Source organism: Pedobacter africanus (assembly GCF_900176535.1).
Taxonomy (GTDB): Bacteria; Bacteroidota; Bacteroidia; order Sphingobacteriales; family Sphingobacteriaceae; genus Pedobacter; species Pedobacter africanus.
Genome location: NZ_FWXT01000001.1, coordinates 843,944 through 858,959, shown reverse-complemented (window position 1 = coordinate 858,959; position 15,016 = coordinate 843,944). Strand labels below are relative to the sequence as shown.

The window sequence follows — 15,016 nt, the reverse complement described above, 5'->3', positions numbered from 1 at the left end:
GGCCGCCTTATTTATATAAAAACGAATTCAAATTTTACAATACCACAATAAATTACCAATTTAGATTTATTACTATTGGTGAAGAAAAGATAAAATGAAGTTGTAAGAGAAAACAAGACTTCAGAAAGATTAAAGTAACAATTAGAAATCATGAAGATAGATAAAGACGAATTTAGAAAATACGCAGTTAAACATCACCGTATAAATGGTTTAAACGTAGATCGTTATATCGGTGCTACCAACAATTCACCAAAAGCAATGACGCCTTATATCATTGAGGAACGTCAATTAAATGTGGCGCAGATGGACGTGTTTTCCCGTTTGATGATGGATCGCATCATCTTTTTAGGGGATGCAATTTATGATGGGAATGCAAATATCATCCAGGCGCAATTGTTATTCTTACAATCTACAGATAACAACAGGGATATCCAGATTTATATCAACTCGCCGGGAGGATCTGTATATGCTGGTTTAGGTATTTACGATACCATGCAGTACATTACGCCTGACGTAGCTACCATCTGTACCGGTATGGCTGCCTCAATGGGTGCGGTATTACTGGTTGCTGGTGCCAAAGGTAAGCGTGCAGCTTTGCCACATTCACGTGTGATGATACACCAGCCTTCGGGTGGTGCCCAGGGTGTAGCCTCAGATATGGAGATCAACCTGAGAGAGATGCTGAAACTGAAAAAAGAATTGTACGATATTATTTCTAACCATTCCGGACAAAGCTACGAATGGGTAGAAAAGGCTTCAGACCGCGATTATTGGATGAAAGCCGACGAAGCAAAGAGCTTCGGAATGATTGATGAGGTGCTAGGTGCTAGCAATAAAGACTAAAAAATGGCAAAACAAAGTAAAGAATCCCGTTGCTCTTTTTGTGGCTCTGGTAAGCAGGATACCTTAATGCTTATCGAAGGACTGGATGCATTTATCTGTGATAAATGTGTGACCCAGGCCAATCAGCTACTGGTGCAGGAGCTTGGGAGCAAGAAATCGAAACCATTGGATACTTCAATTACTTTATTGAAGCCATTGGAGATTAAAGCGCATATCGATCAGTATGTTATTGGTCAGGATGATGCCAAAAAAGTGCTTTCTGTTGCTGTATACAACCACTACAAAAGATTGAGTCAGAAGGTGGACAAAGCAGATGAAGTCGAGATTGAAAAATCGAATATCATGCTGGTAGGTGAAACAGGAACAGGTAAAACCTTATTGGCAAAAACTATTGCCAAAATCCTTCATGTGCCTTTCTGTATCTGTGATGCAACGGTACTTACCGAAGCGGGTTATGTAGGGGAGGATGTGGAGAGTATACTTACGCGTTTGTTGCAAGCTGCTGATTACGATGTTGCTTCTGCTGAGCGCGGAATTGTATACATTGATGAGGTAGATAAAGTTGCCCGCAAGAGCGATAATCCTTCCATTACCCGGGATGTTTCTGGTGAAGGTGTGCAGCAGGCCCTGTTGAAGATATTGGAGGGTACTATTGTAAACGTGCCGCCGCAAGGTGGACGTAAGCATCCGGACCAGAAAATGATCCCTGTAAACACGAACAACATCCTGTTCATTTGCGGCGGTGCTTTTGATGGCATTGAGCGCAAAATAGCGAATAGGCTGCGTACTCAGGCGGTAGGTTATAAGGTAAAAAAGGAAGATGCAGAACTGGATCTTAAAAACCTGTATAAATACATTACACCACAGGATTTGAAGTCCTTTGGACTGATACCGGAACTGATTGGTCGTGTACCTGTTTTAACGCACCTGAACCCGCTGGATAAGCAGGCGCTGCGTAATATTCTTACAGAACCTAAAAACTCACTTGTACGTCAGTACGTGAAGTTATTTGAACTGGAAAATGTTAAGCTTACGTTTGAAGAAGAGGTGCTGGATTTTATTGTAGATAAAGCGATGGAATATAAACTCGGTGCACGAGGACTGCGCTCCATTTGTGAGGCCATTATGCTGGATGCAATGTTTGAGATTCCCTCGGATGCGAGTGTCAAGGAACTGAGTATTACGCTCGATTATGCGGTGGAGAAATTTGAAAAGGCCGACTTTAAAAAGCTGAAAGCTGCCTAGAATTTAATCCCCGGTTTACCGGGGATTTTTTTTTAACTTGTTATTTTGAAAGGAGAACATATGAACGAAGAAAAAGATGTAAAAAAAGAAGAAAGTAAATCGGCAAAGACAAAGCGTGTAAAAGAAGTTGAATCTCCTGTAAAAGCGGGTTTGAAATCAAAAGAAGATATTGTGCAGAATTGGCTGCCGCGATATACCGGAAGGCCGCTGGAGGAGTTTGGACAGTATATATTGCTGACGAATTTCAGCAAATACGTTCAGATGTTTTCTGAATGGAATGACAATGCACCTGTCATGGGGTTGGATAAGCCGATGCAGAGCGTTACTGCAAATGGTATCACCATCATCAATTTCGGAATGGGAAGTCCGATGGCTGCTACTATGATGGACTTGCTTACAGCGATACATCCAAAAGCTGTGCTGTTTTTGGGTAAATGCGGTGGATTGAAGAAGAAAAATCAATTGGGCGACCTGATCCTGCCTATTGCAGCAATCAGAGGAGAGGGTACATCTAATGACTACCTGCCTCCTGAAGTCCCTGCTTTACCTGCTTTTGCTTTGCAAAAGGCCATTTCCACTACCATACGCGACCACTCCAGGGATTATTGGACCGGAACCTGTTATACGACTAACCGCAGGGTATGGGAGCACGACAAGAACTTTAAGAAATACCTTAAAACTTTGAGGGCAATGGCTGTAGATATGGAAACGGCAACCATATTTACAACCGGATTTGCAAATAAAATACCTACCGGTGCTTTGTTGCTGGTATCTGATCAGCCGATGATCCCTGAGGGGGTTAAGACTACTGAAAGTGACAGCAATGTAACTTCTACCTATGTAGAAACACACCTTAGGATTGGAATTGATTCTTTAAAACAGCTGATCAATAACGGGCTTACCGTTAAGCACCTGCATTTCTAATCGTCGTTGATACTTTTGGGATAGTCAAACTGGAGCAACCTGCCCGTCTGGTGGCTTACCAGTTTCCAGTCTTCAAATGGAAATTCGATCAGCACAGTTCCACAGGTGGGGATGTTGTAGATATTGGCATCACTCAGGTAATTGGCCAAATCTGTAAAGCCAGGGTTATGCCCGAAAACAGCAACATAGCCGAACTTATTGTCAAAGTTATTAATGACCTTTAATAAGGTCCTGACGTTCGCCTCGTAAATTGATGCTTCCTCCATGATTTGCTCATCTGATTTTTTCCAGGCCTGAACAAAATGTCTGGCTGTGCTGATGGCCCTTACGGCAGGACTGCTCACCATAAGCTGAGGGACCAGGCCTTTTTGCAGCAGCCTTGCTGCCATTTCCGGCGCATTTCTATGCCCTCTGGGGTTTAATGGTCTGTCAAAGTCGGCCAGATGTACATTTCCCCATTCTGATTTTCCATGTCTGACCAATAGTAGTTTTTTAGGCATCGCTAAGCTTATTTAATACAGTTTGTATAACATTTGATTCAGATAAATTGTTCATGCAGGCAAAATCGCCGCGATAACAGGGTCTGTTTCCATATACGGAGCAGGGTCTGCAGTATAAATCTATTTGTACTGCATTCTTTTCAGACTGTCCATAGCCTAGAAAACCAGCATAAGGATGCGTAGCACCCCATACGGAAACAACAGGGATATTTTTTAAGGAAGCAAGGTGCATACCTGAGGAGTCCATGCTTAACATGATATCGAGGTTTGAAATGAGTTTCAGTTCATCCTCAAGGTTGAGCTTTTTAACTGCTGAAGTGATGTTTGCGTGTTTCTGTTCCCATTGACAGGCAATTTCTTTTTCGGCTTCTGAACCACCAAATATAAAAAGCTGATGTCCTGAACCAGCCAGGGCCATCAGTACAATTTCCATTTTTTGCAGCGGATAAACTTTTTGCTGATGCTGCGCAAAAGGGCTAACCCCGATCCACTTTTTTGTTTTTGGATAGGGGATAAAAGAGAAGGCCTCTGCGTTTAAAGGTTCAGCAAGGGGCGAGGTGAGCTGGTTCTTTAGCTCAAATGGGTAACCGAGGGCATTGAATACCTCTGCATAACGAACTACGGTAAGTTTTAGTGGCCTGAGTAATTTATCCTTTTTCCGGGTAAGTTGTTTTTTTTCATTCCTGCCTTTATCTAGTGTGGCTATTTTTATACCCGTCAGAAAAAAAAGGAAGGAAAGCACTTTACTCCGAAGATTGTTGTGCAAATCGGCAACTGCGGTGATGTGCTGCTTTCTAAGTGTAATAAACAATCTAACCAGTCCAAGCAAGCCCTTATGCTTTTTTTTAGGTTCAAATGGATAGAAGATCAGGTTAGGAATATTCTCAAAAAAAGGTTTGAACATCGCGCGGCTTACTACCAAAAACTCTATTTCCGGGTAGTTACGTGTAAATTCGCGTAATACAGGTGCTGTCATGGCTACATCTCCCATTGCTGAGAAACGGATCACCAGTATTTTGCCGCTACCTGTCATCCATTATTTGGGTTATAAAGAACAGGGTTAAGGTTGGGGTCATTATACATTTTCATCTGTTTGTAGACTTTCATGTATTTAGATCCATTTTCAATGTCCTGTATCAGTTCATCCAGGCTGGTTGACAAATCTGTTTGCTGGTTTAACAGGATATTGAGCTTTTGTGTGCAAAGTTCTCTGTGTTCTTCTGTAGCATCTGCACGAACTGTTTCTTCTTTCATGTGGTAGACTTTTAAAGCAAGAATAGATAGCCTGTCTACAACCCAGGCCGGACTTTCAGAATTAATCCTGGCATTGGCTTTGGGTTGAATGTGTTTATATTCTTCCAGAAAATAACTGTCAATATATTCAACTACATCAGTTCTTTCCTGATTGGAGGCATCTATACGTCTTTTCCATTGCAGCCCTTCAACAGGGTTAATTTCAGGATTGCGGACCACATCTTCCATGTGCCATTGAACGGTATCAATCCAGCATTTTAAATAAAGCAGATGTTCTATTTTGGTTGTCGGATAAGGATTTTCAATGGGCTGATCTATATTATTGTGGATGTGATAATCTTTAATGGCCTCTTCGAATATTTTATTGCAAAGCTTACTAATCATAGCTCAAAGGTAAGGATAACTATTTTTTATTGCCGAGGTATTGCGTGATATCTTGTAATGAAAAACTATTTAAACACTGTTTTGCTGTTAATCCTCCCTTTCTGCCAATCAAAACACCGTAATGCATATCATGGAATCCTTCTTTTCTATGGGCATCAGGGTTTATGGAAAGCAATACACCTTTTTCCAGGGCGTAACGGTGCCAGCGCCAATCCAGGTCCAGCCGCAATGGGTTAGCATTGATTTCTATGACCACATGGTTGGCAGCGCAGGCGTCAATTACTTTGGCATAATCTATTGGATAGCCCTTTCTACTCAGCAATAGTCTTCCGGTAGGATGCCCCAGTATTGTTGTAAAAGGATTTTCAATAGCTTTGATCAGTCTTGCAGTGGCTTTTTCTTCGTCCATCCTTAAGTTACTGTGTACCGACGCCACCACAAAGTCAAATGTTTTAAGGATATCATCGCTGTAATCCAGCGATCCATCATTGAGAATATCGCTTTCTATCCCCTTAAGTATACGGAAGGGGGCAAGTTTTGCATTCAGGGCATCGATTTCCTGGTGTTGCGCATATACACGCTGCTCATTTAATCCGTTGGCATAAAATGCGGACCTGGAGTGGTCGCATATGCCAAGGTATTCCAGCTTGAGGTTATCTTTACAGTAAACAGCCATTTCTTCAAGGGTATGCACACCATCGCTCCATGTAGAGTGGTTGTGCAGACTGCCTTTCAGGTCAGCATCTGTGATCAGTACCGGGAGCTTATTTTCTTTTGCCAGCTGGATCTCGTTCAGGCCCTCCCTCAGTTCGGGCTCAACAAAAGCCAGGCCTGCTTTCTGGTAGATCTCATTTTCGGAGGTAAAAGGTCCGGTTCCGGCCAGTTCGAGTACTATATTTACATGTTGTGCATTACCGGTGAGTTTAAACCAATTCAGGTAGAAATCGGCTTTTTGAACGATGTAAAGTTTTATTTTTAAGCCAAAGGGGCTATCTGCAAGGTAGTATCCTTCTGTCTGAGGCTCAAAAGTAAGCGGGGCAAATGCAGTTATTTTTTCTTGCAATTCATCCAGGTCTTCTGCACCGATAAGCAGTTCAATTTCTTCAATGATCTCTGCGCAGCGCCTGTAATCACCTCCTATACCCAACAGTGGTTCGCCACTAACGGTGTTTAGCCAAACAGCAAGGTCGGCATAGAGCGTATTAACCAGGCTTTCTGTTTGCGCATACAGGAACTTACCCTGTGCGGCCATTTTAAATTCGATGATCTTTTTGATCTCTTCCTGGGTTTTAAGACCAAAGCCTTTGGCTTCAATCAGCCTGTTTTCATTGCAGGCATAATAGAGTTCACCTATATTCTCTATACCCAGGTCTTTCCAGATCACGGCTATCTTTTTAGGTCCTATTCCTTTAATGCCAAGCATCTCTACAATGCCTTCCGGGGTTTCGGCCAGTATGGCCTGAAGCTCGGCCATTGATCCGGTTTCGAGCAGTTCCCAAACCTTTGCAGAGATACTTTTGCCCAATCCATCGATCTGGGCAATCTCTTCCAGTGTCTTTCCTTTAACCGCATAGGGCAGTTTGTCCACTTTGAAAGCAGCATTTGCTACTGATTTGATCTTAAACTGATTTTCGTTGTGCAGCTCCATCAATTGCGAAAGCAGCCGCAGTGTACGTGCGATGGTTTTGTTCTCCATTTTACTTTGGGAATGGGTTATTGTATTTTAATGTCAAAAGGCATCCTGGTTTGTATTCCGGATCTCGATAAGGCCGATTTCAATTGCTGATAAATGGGATAATTTGCACCCAGTTCCTGTTTGGTATAATACGCTCTTACCTTATCTGTAGTACCTTCCATCAGGGATTTAAAAGGGTCGAGCATTTCAGGATATTCAACCACCTGGTAGTCTTTTATTTTGGCTTTTTTAGCGGCAGCAAGGATGGCATCGTTAAAGTTGCCGGTTCTGTCGGCCAAACCAATTCTAACCGCGTCGGTACCCACCCAAACCCGGCCACCGGCAATGCTGTCGATATAGGTTTTGGTTCTTTTTCGGCCATCGGCCACACGGGTAAGGAAACTGTCGTATACACGGTTTACATCGTTTTGTACAATCAGTCTTTCACCAGGTGTCATTGGCCGGTCGGTACTCATGATATCTGCATATTTACCTGTCTTTACACCATCAAAGGTAATACCCAGCTTCTCATTGAAAAGTTTCTGGAAGTTAGGGATCACCCCGAATACACCAATAGATCCGGTTATGGTATTGGGCTGAACGATAATAGAATCTGCAGCGCAGGCAATATAATAACCGCCAGAGGCTGCTACATCACCAAAAGAGGCTATAACAGGCTTAACTTTTTTAGCTAGCACAATTTCCCTCCAGATCACGTCTGAAGCCAGTGCACTGCCGCCTGGCGAATTTACCCTTAAAACAATGGCTTTGATGTTGTCGTCCAGGCGGGCTTTCCGGATGGTTCTGGAAATGCGTTCAGAGCCAATCTGTTCATCCGAACCTTCCCCGCCGGTAATATCGCCATTGGCATAAATTACGGCAACCTTATTGTCTGATGTGCTGCCTGCATTTTTAACGATATTTCTGGCATAAGCATTAATTGTAACGGTGCTCAGGTTACGTTTTTTATCTTTTCCGCTCAGCGTTTTCAATTCTTCAATGATGTCGTCCTTGTATTTGAGTGCATCCACCATTTTATAATCCAGCGCATCCTTAGGCTGCTGTATTTTATAATTATCGGCAATCTGGTTTAAGGTTTCGGCACTGATGTTCCTGCTTTTGGCAATGCCATCCAGGAAGGTCTGGTATAACCCCTGCAGGTAAACGGTTACCTGTTCGCGGTTCTTATCGCTCATCTTATCAGCAAAGAAGGGTTCAACAGCACTTTTATAATTACCTACCCTTACAATCTGGGCTTCAATGCCCAGTTTATCCAATGCGCCTTTAAAGAACATGGTTTCAGATTTCAGTCCTTTAAACTCCAATGCACCTTCAGGGTTAAGATAAACTTTATCAGCAGCAGAAGCCAGGTAATAAGCGCCCTGGGTATACACCTCGCTATAGGCTATGATTTTCTTTTTGCTGGTTTTGAAATCCAGCAGTGCATCCCGTATTTCACGCATAGTGGCAAAGCCTGCCTGGGGCGAGGTTACACTAATGTAGGCACACTTGATGTTGTTGTCTGTTTTAGCAGCACGCAAAGCACGGATCACATCGTTAAAACCAATGCTTTTGTCTTCATCTGAGCCAATTATAGGAAGTTTAGAAAGCGGATCGTCTGGGGTACGTTCTGTGATCACCTGGTCCAGGTTAAGGTACAGGACAGAATTGCTGCTGATGCTAACCTTGTCCTCTTTTAATGAGGACTTTACGATACCCACAATGAGCACGATAAAAAACACAAAAAGTAACACCAGTGAAATGACTACGCCAACAACTGTTGCAAAAACATACTTAAAAAATTCTCTCATGTGCCAGGTAAATATTTAATTTGTAAATATATGCATTTGGATACTGAAAAAGCTTATTTGTTACTGGGAAGTAACCTGGGTGAACGGAATAAATTGCTGACAGCGGCGCTGGAGCAAATTGAAAAGCGGATTGGTCCTATCCTGTTGAAATCATCTTTGTATGAAACTGCAGCATGGGGAAGGGAAGACCAGCCTTCTTTTCTGAATAGGGCGGTTGTAGTGGAAACGGCTTTTAGTCCTTTGCAGTTACTGGAAGAAATACTGGCCATTGAGCTGGACCTGGGAAGGGTAAGGCACGAAAAATGGGGTTCCCGGCTAATTGACATCGATATTATTTTTTTTGGAGATAAAATTATAGACCTCGGCAAGCGTCTTCATATTCCCCATCCGCATATGCAGGACCGGAAATTTGTGCTCGAACCAATGGCCGAAATCGTCCCTGATTACATTCATCCGGTGTTTAGGCGTTCTGTATCGGAAATATTAGAAAGATTAAGTGATAATTTGTCAGTATCAAAAATATAAATTCGTTATTTTTGTCTATGATGATAAACTTACAAAAGAATAATGAGCCTTTAGACCTTTCTTATTTAAGAGATATGTCTGGGGACAGTGCAGAATTTATCATAGAGATGATAGATATGTTCAAAATGCAAACTCCTTTGTATATCTCAGACCTTGGGAAGGCAATCGCAGACCAAGACTGGCCCCGGGCCTCTAACTGTGCACATAAAATAAAGCCTACATTTGCTTACGTGGGGCGTGAAGACGCCAAAGATCATATGCAGATGATGGAGAACAATGCCCGCGAGCTTAAAAATATTGATCAGCTACCTGCAGCATTTGAAGAGATCAGCGCTTTTGTAGAAATTTTATATGCGCAGCTTGACGAAGCTAAAGCTGATCTGGAAAAACAGCTTTAATTTGTGCTTTATTTAGGGATATTCCTGAAATGAATCAGCGATAAGCCTATATATAAAACCAGTATAAAGGGTACGGCCAGGAATTTAAGAAAAAGAACAAGCACTGCAGACAAGATAAGGAAAAGGTATTTTATTTTATTTTGCTGCCATCCTGCCGAACTGAATTTGAGCGAGAAGATTCTGATCTCGCTAACCAATAGCCAACTCAGCAATACAACAAGTCCCAGCAGGAAAGGCACTGAGCCAATCAGTAATGGATAGTCTTTCTGAATAAAAGGCAGTGATACAATAAACAGGGTATTCATCGGCGTGTTCAATCCAATGAAATCCTCGGTCTGCCTGGTATCTACATTAAACTTTGCCAATCTTAATGCAGAGAATACGGTAATGATAAAACCCGCATAGGGCAGGTAGGCATAAGTATGAATACTTTGACTTAACAACTGAAACATAACCACACCCGGTAAAAAACCGAAACTTACCACATCGGCCAATGAATCCAGCTCTTTGCCGATATTGGATTTAACATTCAGCAGTCTTGCTGCAAAACCATCAAAGAAATCGAATATGCCAGATAGCAGTACAAAGTAGGCCGCTATTTCCAGTTCGCCATTAAAAGCATGCACAATACCTATGCAACCCGAAAACAGGTTGGCACAGGTAATGGCATTTGGAATGTGTTTTTTTATCATGGATAAAGAATTCCCTTCTTTGAATTAGCTATTCATCGAAATTAAGAATTCCTCATTGGATTTGGTACCTTTTATTTGAGCCTGAACAAACTCCATTGCTTCCTGGGCGTTCATGTCGGCCAGGTGGTTACGCAAGATCCATACACGTTGCAAGGTATCTCTGTCGTGCAGCAGGTCGTCGCGGCGTGTACTTGAAGCAGTGATATCGATAGCAGGGAAGATACGTTTGTTAGATAACTTACGATCCAGCTGCAGCTCCATATTACCTGTACCTTTGAATTCTTCAAAGATCACCTCGTCCATTTTCGATCCGGTATCGGTTAGTGCAGTTGCAAGTATGGTTAATGAGCCACCTTTTTCAATGTTCCGTGCCGCACCAAAGAAGCGCTTAGGTTTGTGTAATGCATTGGCATCCACACCACCTGAAAGGATTTTTCCTGAAGCGGGGGCTGTGGTATTGTAGGCTCTTGCAAGCCTTGTTATTGAGTCTAAAAGAATAACTACATCATGGCCACACTCAACCAGGCGTTTTGCTTTCTCCAGTACAATATTGGCTATTTTTACATGCCGATCGGCAGGCTCATCAAAAGTAGATGCAATTACCTCGGCCCTTACGCTTCTGGCCATATCAGTTACCTCTTCCGGGCGTTCGTCAATCAATAAAATGATCAGGTAAACTTCAGGATGGTTTTTTGCTATGGCATTGGCAACCTCTTTCAGCAAATTGGTTTTACCGGTTTTAGGTTGGGCAACAATCAAACCACGCTGGCCCTTACCTATAGGGGTAAACAGGTCGATGATACGGGTCGAATAGTTATTTGTTTCTGTAAAAAGGTTTAACCTTTCTGTAGGGAACAGTGGGGTAAGGTAATCAAAAGGAACGCGGTCCCTTACATCAGCAGGTAATCGTCCGTTAATGGTTTCTACCCTTACCAATGGAAAGTATTTTTCGCCTTCTTTTGGTGGGCGGATACTTCCTTTTACTGTATCTCCTGTTTTTAAGCCAAATAATTTGATTTGAGACTGGGATACGTAAATGTCATCCGGTGACGACAGGTAGTTATAATCGGCAGATCTTAAAAAGCCATATCCGTCGGGCATAATTTCCAGTACACCTTCGTTGGTAATGGTATTGTCGAAGTCCAGATTGGAGTAACTGTTTTCATTCTGTTTGTGTTGGGCGTTCCCGTTGTTATTGTTATTCGGGTTCTTTGGCCTGTTTTCCTGAGGACGGTGCTTTTTATTGTCGGCATTAGGTGCCGCAATTTTAGGCTCGTTTGCAGGTGCCGCAGAATTGCTCTGAGCCGAAACCTGTTCTTCCTGGGGCGCAACTTCTACAGGCGCTTCAAAAAGTGTTTCCTGTTTTGCAGGCTGCGGATCGAATAACGAGGCACGGTTAAATGGCCTTTGCACGTTTTCTTCTGCTACTTCCTTGGCTGCAATGCGAATTCTTTTTCGGGCAGGCTTTTCACCTTGATTGTCCCTTACAGTATCGTTATTGGTATCCGCCTTTACAGAACGCTCTTTTACAGGTGCTGTAGTTTTTTCAGCTGTGGTAGCTGCGTCTGCTGAAGCCTCGGTGTCAGCAGCCTGTTCAACAGGCTGAGGAGTTTCATGACTTGCTTTTGCAGCACGTTCTTTTGGTGATTTTGCTTTGGCGGCTTTTGCCGGTGCTGCTTTGGGAGCAGGTTCTGCTTCAGTCATCTGCTCGCTAATCTGGGCAATAATTTCAACCAGTTCGGCTTTACGTAACTCGTCAGCATTTAAAATGCCCTGGGTTTTTGCTATCTCACGTAATTCAGCCGTGAGCTTTTCATTTAATTCTGTTTTATTAAACATTATATGGATGTGGAGAATTTTTTTTAATCAAGTAAACAGTGCAAAAAAATGCATTTATTGATGGGGTTATTGAACAAAATCTTAAGAAATTTTCTGGAATGATCAGATAAACTTTAGAGAATTATGGTGCAATTGTATGTATTTGAATTCTAATCTCCAAGAAAAAAATGAAATTGTTTATAACAAAGATAATTAATTTTTTAGAAGCGCCTTTAAATGAGCGCAGAAATTGGCATCTTTGCACCAAAAATTTACCCCCTGATGAATAAGACACAACTATTTGAGCAAATAAAAAATAAAAAATCTTTTTTATGTGTTGGATTGGACCCCGTTATGGAGCTGATCCCCAAACACCTGCTTAAATATGAAAACCCTGTGCTGGAGTTTAATAAACAGCTAATCGATGCTACAAAAGACCTGTGTGTGGCCTATAAACCCAATACGGCTTTTTATGAATCTATGGGGTTAAAGGGTTGGGAAACGTTAATCCGCACCTGGGAGCATATTCCGGCAGATATTTTTACGATAGCCGATGCCAAGCGGGGAGATATCGGCAACACTTCAGCAATGTATGCCGATGCATTTTTTAACAAAGACAAATCGGGAATGGGCTTTGATGCCATTACTGTAGCCCCTTATATGGGTAAGGATTCTGTAAGCCCCTTTTTAAGTTATACAGATAAATGGGTTATCCTTCTGGCGCTGACCTCGAATGCCGGGCATAGTGATTTTCAATTGCACCAGACACTGGAAGGTAAACTTTATGAAGAGGTGATCCGTATTTCTTCGCAATGGGCAGACAGCAACCAGCTGATGTATGTGGTTGGTGCAACCAGGGGTACAGAATTTGAAAACATCAGGCGATTGGCTCCTGATAATTTTTTACTCGTGCCAGGTGTTGGTGCACAGGGCGGAAGCCTGGCAGAAGTTTGCCGGTACGGCTTGAACTCAACCTGCGGACTGCTGGTCAATTCTGCCAGGTCTGTCATTTACGCCGGTAATGGCGAAGACTTTGCCGAAAAAGCAAGGGAAGAAGCGCTGAGGCTACAACAGGAAATGGCTCAGATCCTGCAGGCTGCAGGTCTGGTATGACCAGGAAGCTGGATGTAAGGCTGCTTTTTGCTTTAACAGGAGTGGCACTGATCTGGGGTACCACTTACCTGGGCATCCGTGTAGCTGTAGAAACCATACCTCCATGGTTTGTTGCGGCTATTCGTCAAACTATTGCAGCCATTGTACTACTGGTTATTTTGCTCCGTAAAAGAGAACTGATATGGAAAGACTGGCCTTATTTAAGGCGTCAGATGCTGTTGTCACTGCTCATGATTGTGGTTGCAAACGGAATGACCACTGTAGCGGAACAGACCATACCAAGCGGCCTAACCTCATTGTTAAATGCATTAAATCCGCTCATCGTATTTCTGGCCTGTGTGGCAATAGGCTTGCAAAAGCCCTCATTAAAAGGGTTTGTTGGTGTTGCCATTGGTTTTCTGGGCGTGGTGTTTATATTCAGGGAGGGGCTAAGCGAATTGCTCGACCCGAATTATAAAACCGGCATTATGTTTTTGTGTTTTGCCATCAGCGGCTGGACCATTGGTACCCTGTACATCAAAAAGAACAACCATAAATCTGACCACATTTTTTTAGATCTTTTTTACCAGTTCGCTTTTTCTGCAGCTGTACAATTTGTTCTGGCATTTCTTTTCTCTCCAGATCATAACGTTGCCAAATGGAGCCTTAACAGTATGCTTGCCGTAAGTTATCTGGCTGTCTTTGGATCTGTTGTCGCTTTTTTCTGTTATCATTATGCCTTAAAAAAGGTGGCTGCAACAGAAGTTTCCATACTTACCTATTTCAATACAGTAATTGCATTGTTCCTTGGATGGCTTATTTTAGACGAGATCATTACAAAGGATATCCTCATTGCAACGGTCCTGATCATTATCGGGGTTTTCATTACCAACTATAAAGGAAAATCATTTAAATAAATACTAGTGTAATCAGAAAAAATGCTTAAATTGTGGTATAGAAATTAAAATCTTAAAAAAATAACATGTTCCAACGGATCATTACCTTTTTTGAAAAGCAGAGTTTTGGTGTTTGTACTTATCTGGCCGAGCGTTTTAATATATCTATCAGTAAAATAAGACTGTTTTTTATTTACTCCTCATTCCTTGCGGTAGGCTTCCCTATTGTATTTTATGTACTGGCGGCGCTGGTGCTCGATGTAAGGCATTACATCAAAAAAATCAGGATGAGCATCTGGGACGTGTGATCAGACTTTTAATATTTCGGCAATTTCAACAAAACCTTTTTCCCTGGCCAGATCGGCAGGCACCTTGCCACCTTCCATAGCAATATCTACTTCAGCACCATTTTCAAGCAACAGAATAATCAGTTCTATGTCGCCTTGCTGTGCTGCGGCATGCAAGGGAGTAAAGCCAGCCTGTTGTACCACATTTACATTTGCACCGGCGTCAATCAGCATTTTTGTAATGTTATAATTTCTTGCACTAACGGCAGAGTGTATAGGAAAAACATTGAAGCCATTGTTGGCAGGGATGTTTACCTCTGCATTACGGGAAATGAGCAGCTTTGCCATTTCTTCGTTCCCAAAATAGGCAGCCAGGCCCAGGGCTGTAAAGCCATCCTTGGAGAATGCGTTTACCGCATCAGGGGCCTGATCTATTAAAAGTGCGGCCTCTTCCAGTCTGCCCAATGCTGAGGCTTCAAACAGGTTAATTTTGGGCCCGAAACCGGCAATCAAAGCGGCGATGTCTGGTTTCTTATAATAACAGGCCAGCAAAACCGGGGAAATACCATGACTGGTATCCTTGCCCGCCAGCGCAGGATTTTGTGATAGCAGATCAAAAATTTCCTGTTTGCTGTTTGTTTCAATGAGTGTTTCCAGATCAGCCATTTGCTT

The 15,016-nt window shown here is 42.5% G+C and carries 16 protein-coding genes; 8 read left to right on the top strand and 8 right to left on the bottom strand.

Annotated features, from left to right (window positions below):
• Positions 1-150: 150 nt before the first annotated feature.
• Genes clpP through B9A91_RS03510 form a run of 3 tightly spaced genes read left to right on the top strand, consistent with a single transcriptional unit; the run spans position 151 to position 3,012 of the window.
• Positions 151-843, top strand: a complete 693-nt coding sequence (clpP, locus tag B9A91_RS03520; RefSeq protein ID WP_084237028.1) for an ATP-dependent Clp endopeptidase proteolytic subunit ClpP — start codon at positions 151-153, stop codon at positions 841-843.
• A 3-nt stretch (positions 844-846) separates the two neighbouring features.
• A complete protein-coding gene (gene clpX, locus B9A91_RS03515; protein ID WP_084237027.1) occupies positions 847-2,088 on the top strand; it encodes an ATP-dependent Clp protease ATP-binding subunit ClpX in 1,242 nt (413 codons plus the stop codon).
• Between the two features lie 60 nt (positions 2,089-2,148).
• Positions 2,149-3,012, top strand: coding sequence for an AMP nucleosidase (locus B9A91_RS03510; protein ID WP_084237026.1), 864 nt, complete (start codon positions 2,149-2,151; stop codon positions 3,010-3,012).
• Here the strand turns inward: B9A91_RS03510 and B9A91_RS03505 are convergent.
• The 5 genes from B9A91_RS03505 to sppA are packed head-to-tail and all read right to left on the bottom strand — an operon-like array spanning position 3,009 to position 8,636.
• Complete coding sequence (locus B9A91_RS03505) at positions 3,009-3,512, bottom strand: SixA phosphatase family protein (protein ID WP_084237025.1); 504 nt, start codon at positions 3,510-3,512, stop codon at positions 3,009-3,011. The two genes, B9A91_RS03510 and B9A91_RS03505, sit on opposite strands and share 4 nt — an antisense overlap.
• A complete protein-coding gene (locus tag B9A91_RS03500; RefSeq protein WP_084237024.1) occupies positions 3,505-4,545 on the bottom strand; it encodes a glycosyltransferase family 9 protein in 1,041 nt (346 codons plus the stop codon). The genes B9A91_RS03505 and B9A91_RS03500 overlap by 8 nt, the downstream gene beginning before the upstream one ends.
• Positions 4,542-5,150, bottom strand: a complete 609-nt coding sequence (locus B9A91_RS03495) for a DUF4254 domain-containing protein (RefSeq protein ID WP_084237023.1) — start codon at positions 5,148-5,150, stop codon at positions 4,542-4,544. Before B9A91_RS03495 ends, B9A91_RS03500 begins: the two co-directional genes overlap by 4 nt.
• A gap of 19 nt (positions 5,151-5,169) precedes the next feature.
• Entirely contained in the window at positions 5,170-6,846 is a 1,677-nt protein-coding gene (locus B9A91_RS03490; RefSeq protein ID WP_084237022.1) for a DNA polymerase/3'-5' exonuclease PolX, read from the bottom strand.
• 17 nt (positions 6,847-6,863) lie between these two features.
• Complete coding sequence (gene sppA / locus B9A91_RS03485; protein WP_084237021.1) at positions 6,864-8,636, bottom strand: signal peptide peptidase SppA; 1,773 nt, start codon at positions 8,634-8,636, stop codon at positions 6,864-6,866.
• A gap of 30 nt (positions 8,637-8,666) precedes the next feature.
• Between sppA and folK the strand changes: the two genes are divergently transcribed.
• Both folK and B9A91_RS03475 read left to right on the top strand, forming a co-directional pair.
• Positions 8,667-9,161 (top strand): 2-amino-4-hydroxy-6-hydroxymethyldihydropteridine diphosphokinase, encoded by a 495-nt coding sequence (folK, locus tag B9A91_RS03480; RefSeq protein ID WP_084237020.1) that lies wholly within the window; start codon positions 8,667-8,669, stop codon positions 9,159-9,161.
• Between the two features lie 17 nt (positions 9,162-9,178).
• Positions 9,179-9,559, top strand: coding sequence for an Hpt domain-containing protein (locus tag B9A91_RS03475; protein WP_084237019.1), 381 nt, complete (start codon positions 9,179-9,181; stop codon positions 9,557-9,559).
• 8 nt (positions 9,560-9,567) lie between these two features.
• Here the strand turns inward: B9A91_RS03475 and pssA are convergent, their stop codons facing one another.
• Together pssA and rho are read right to left on the bottom strand one after the other, a co-directional pair.
• Positions 9,568-10,251: a CDP-diacylglycerol--serine O-phosphatidyltransferase gene (gene pssA / locus B9A91_RS03470; RefSeq protein WP_084237018.1), complete on the bottom strand. Its 684-nt coding sequence runs from the start codon at positions 10,249-10,251 to the stop codon at positions 9,568-9,570.
• Positions 10,252-10,275: 24 nt separating this feature from the next.
• Entirely contained in the window at positions 10,276-12,090 is a 1,815-nt protein-coding gene (rho, locus tag B9A91_RS03465; RefSeq protein WP_084237017.1) for a transcription termination factor Rho, read from the bottom strand.
• Positions 12,091-12,351: 261 nt separating this feature from the next.
• On the opposite strand from rho, the gene pyrF reads away from it, so the two are divergent.
• The 3 genes from pyrF to B9A91_RS03450 all read left to right on the top strand — a co-directional run bounded on the left by pyrF (position 12,352) and on the right by B9A91_RS03450 (position 14,365).
• Positions 12,352-13,182, top strand: coding sequence for an orotidine-5'-phosphate decarboxylase (gene pyrF, locus B9A91_RS03460; RefSeq protein ID WP_084239559.1), 831 nt, complete (start codon positions 12,352-12,354; stop codon positions 13,180-13,182).
• Complete coding sequence (locus B9A91_RS03455; protein ID WP_084237016.1) at positions 13,179-14,078, top strand: DMT family transporter; 900 nt, start codon at positions 13,179-13,181, stop codon at positions 14,076-14,078. Before pyrF ends, B9A91_RS03455 begins: the two co-directional genes overlap by 4 nt.
• Before the next feature lie 65 nt (positions 14,079-14,143).
• A complete protein-coding gene (locus B9A91_RS03450) occupies positions 14,144-14,365 on the top strand; it encodes a PspC domain-containing protein (protein ID WP_084237015.1) in 222 nt (73 codons plus the stop codon).
• On the opposite strand, the gene B9A91_RS03445 is transcribed toward B9A91_RS03450, so the two are convergent.
• Positions 14,366-15,010 carry an ankyrin repeat domain-containing protein gene (locus B9A91_RS03445; protein ID WP_084237014.1) on the bottom strand — a complete coding sequence of 215 codons (645 nt, stop codon included), beginning with the start codon at positions 15,008-15,010 and terminating at the stop codon, positions 14,366-14,368.
• Between the last annotated feature and the right edge of the window lie 6 nt (positions 15,011-15,016).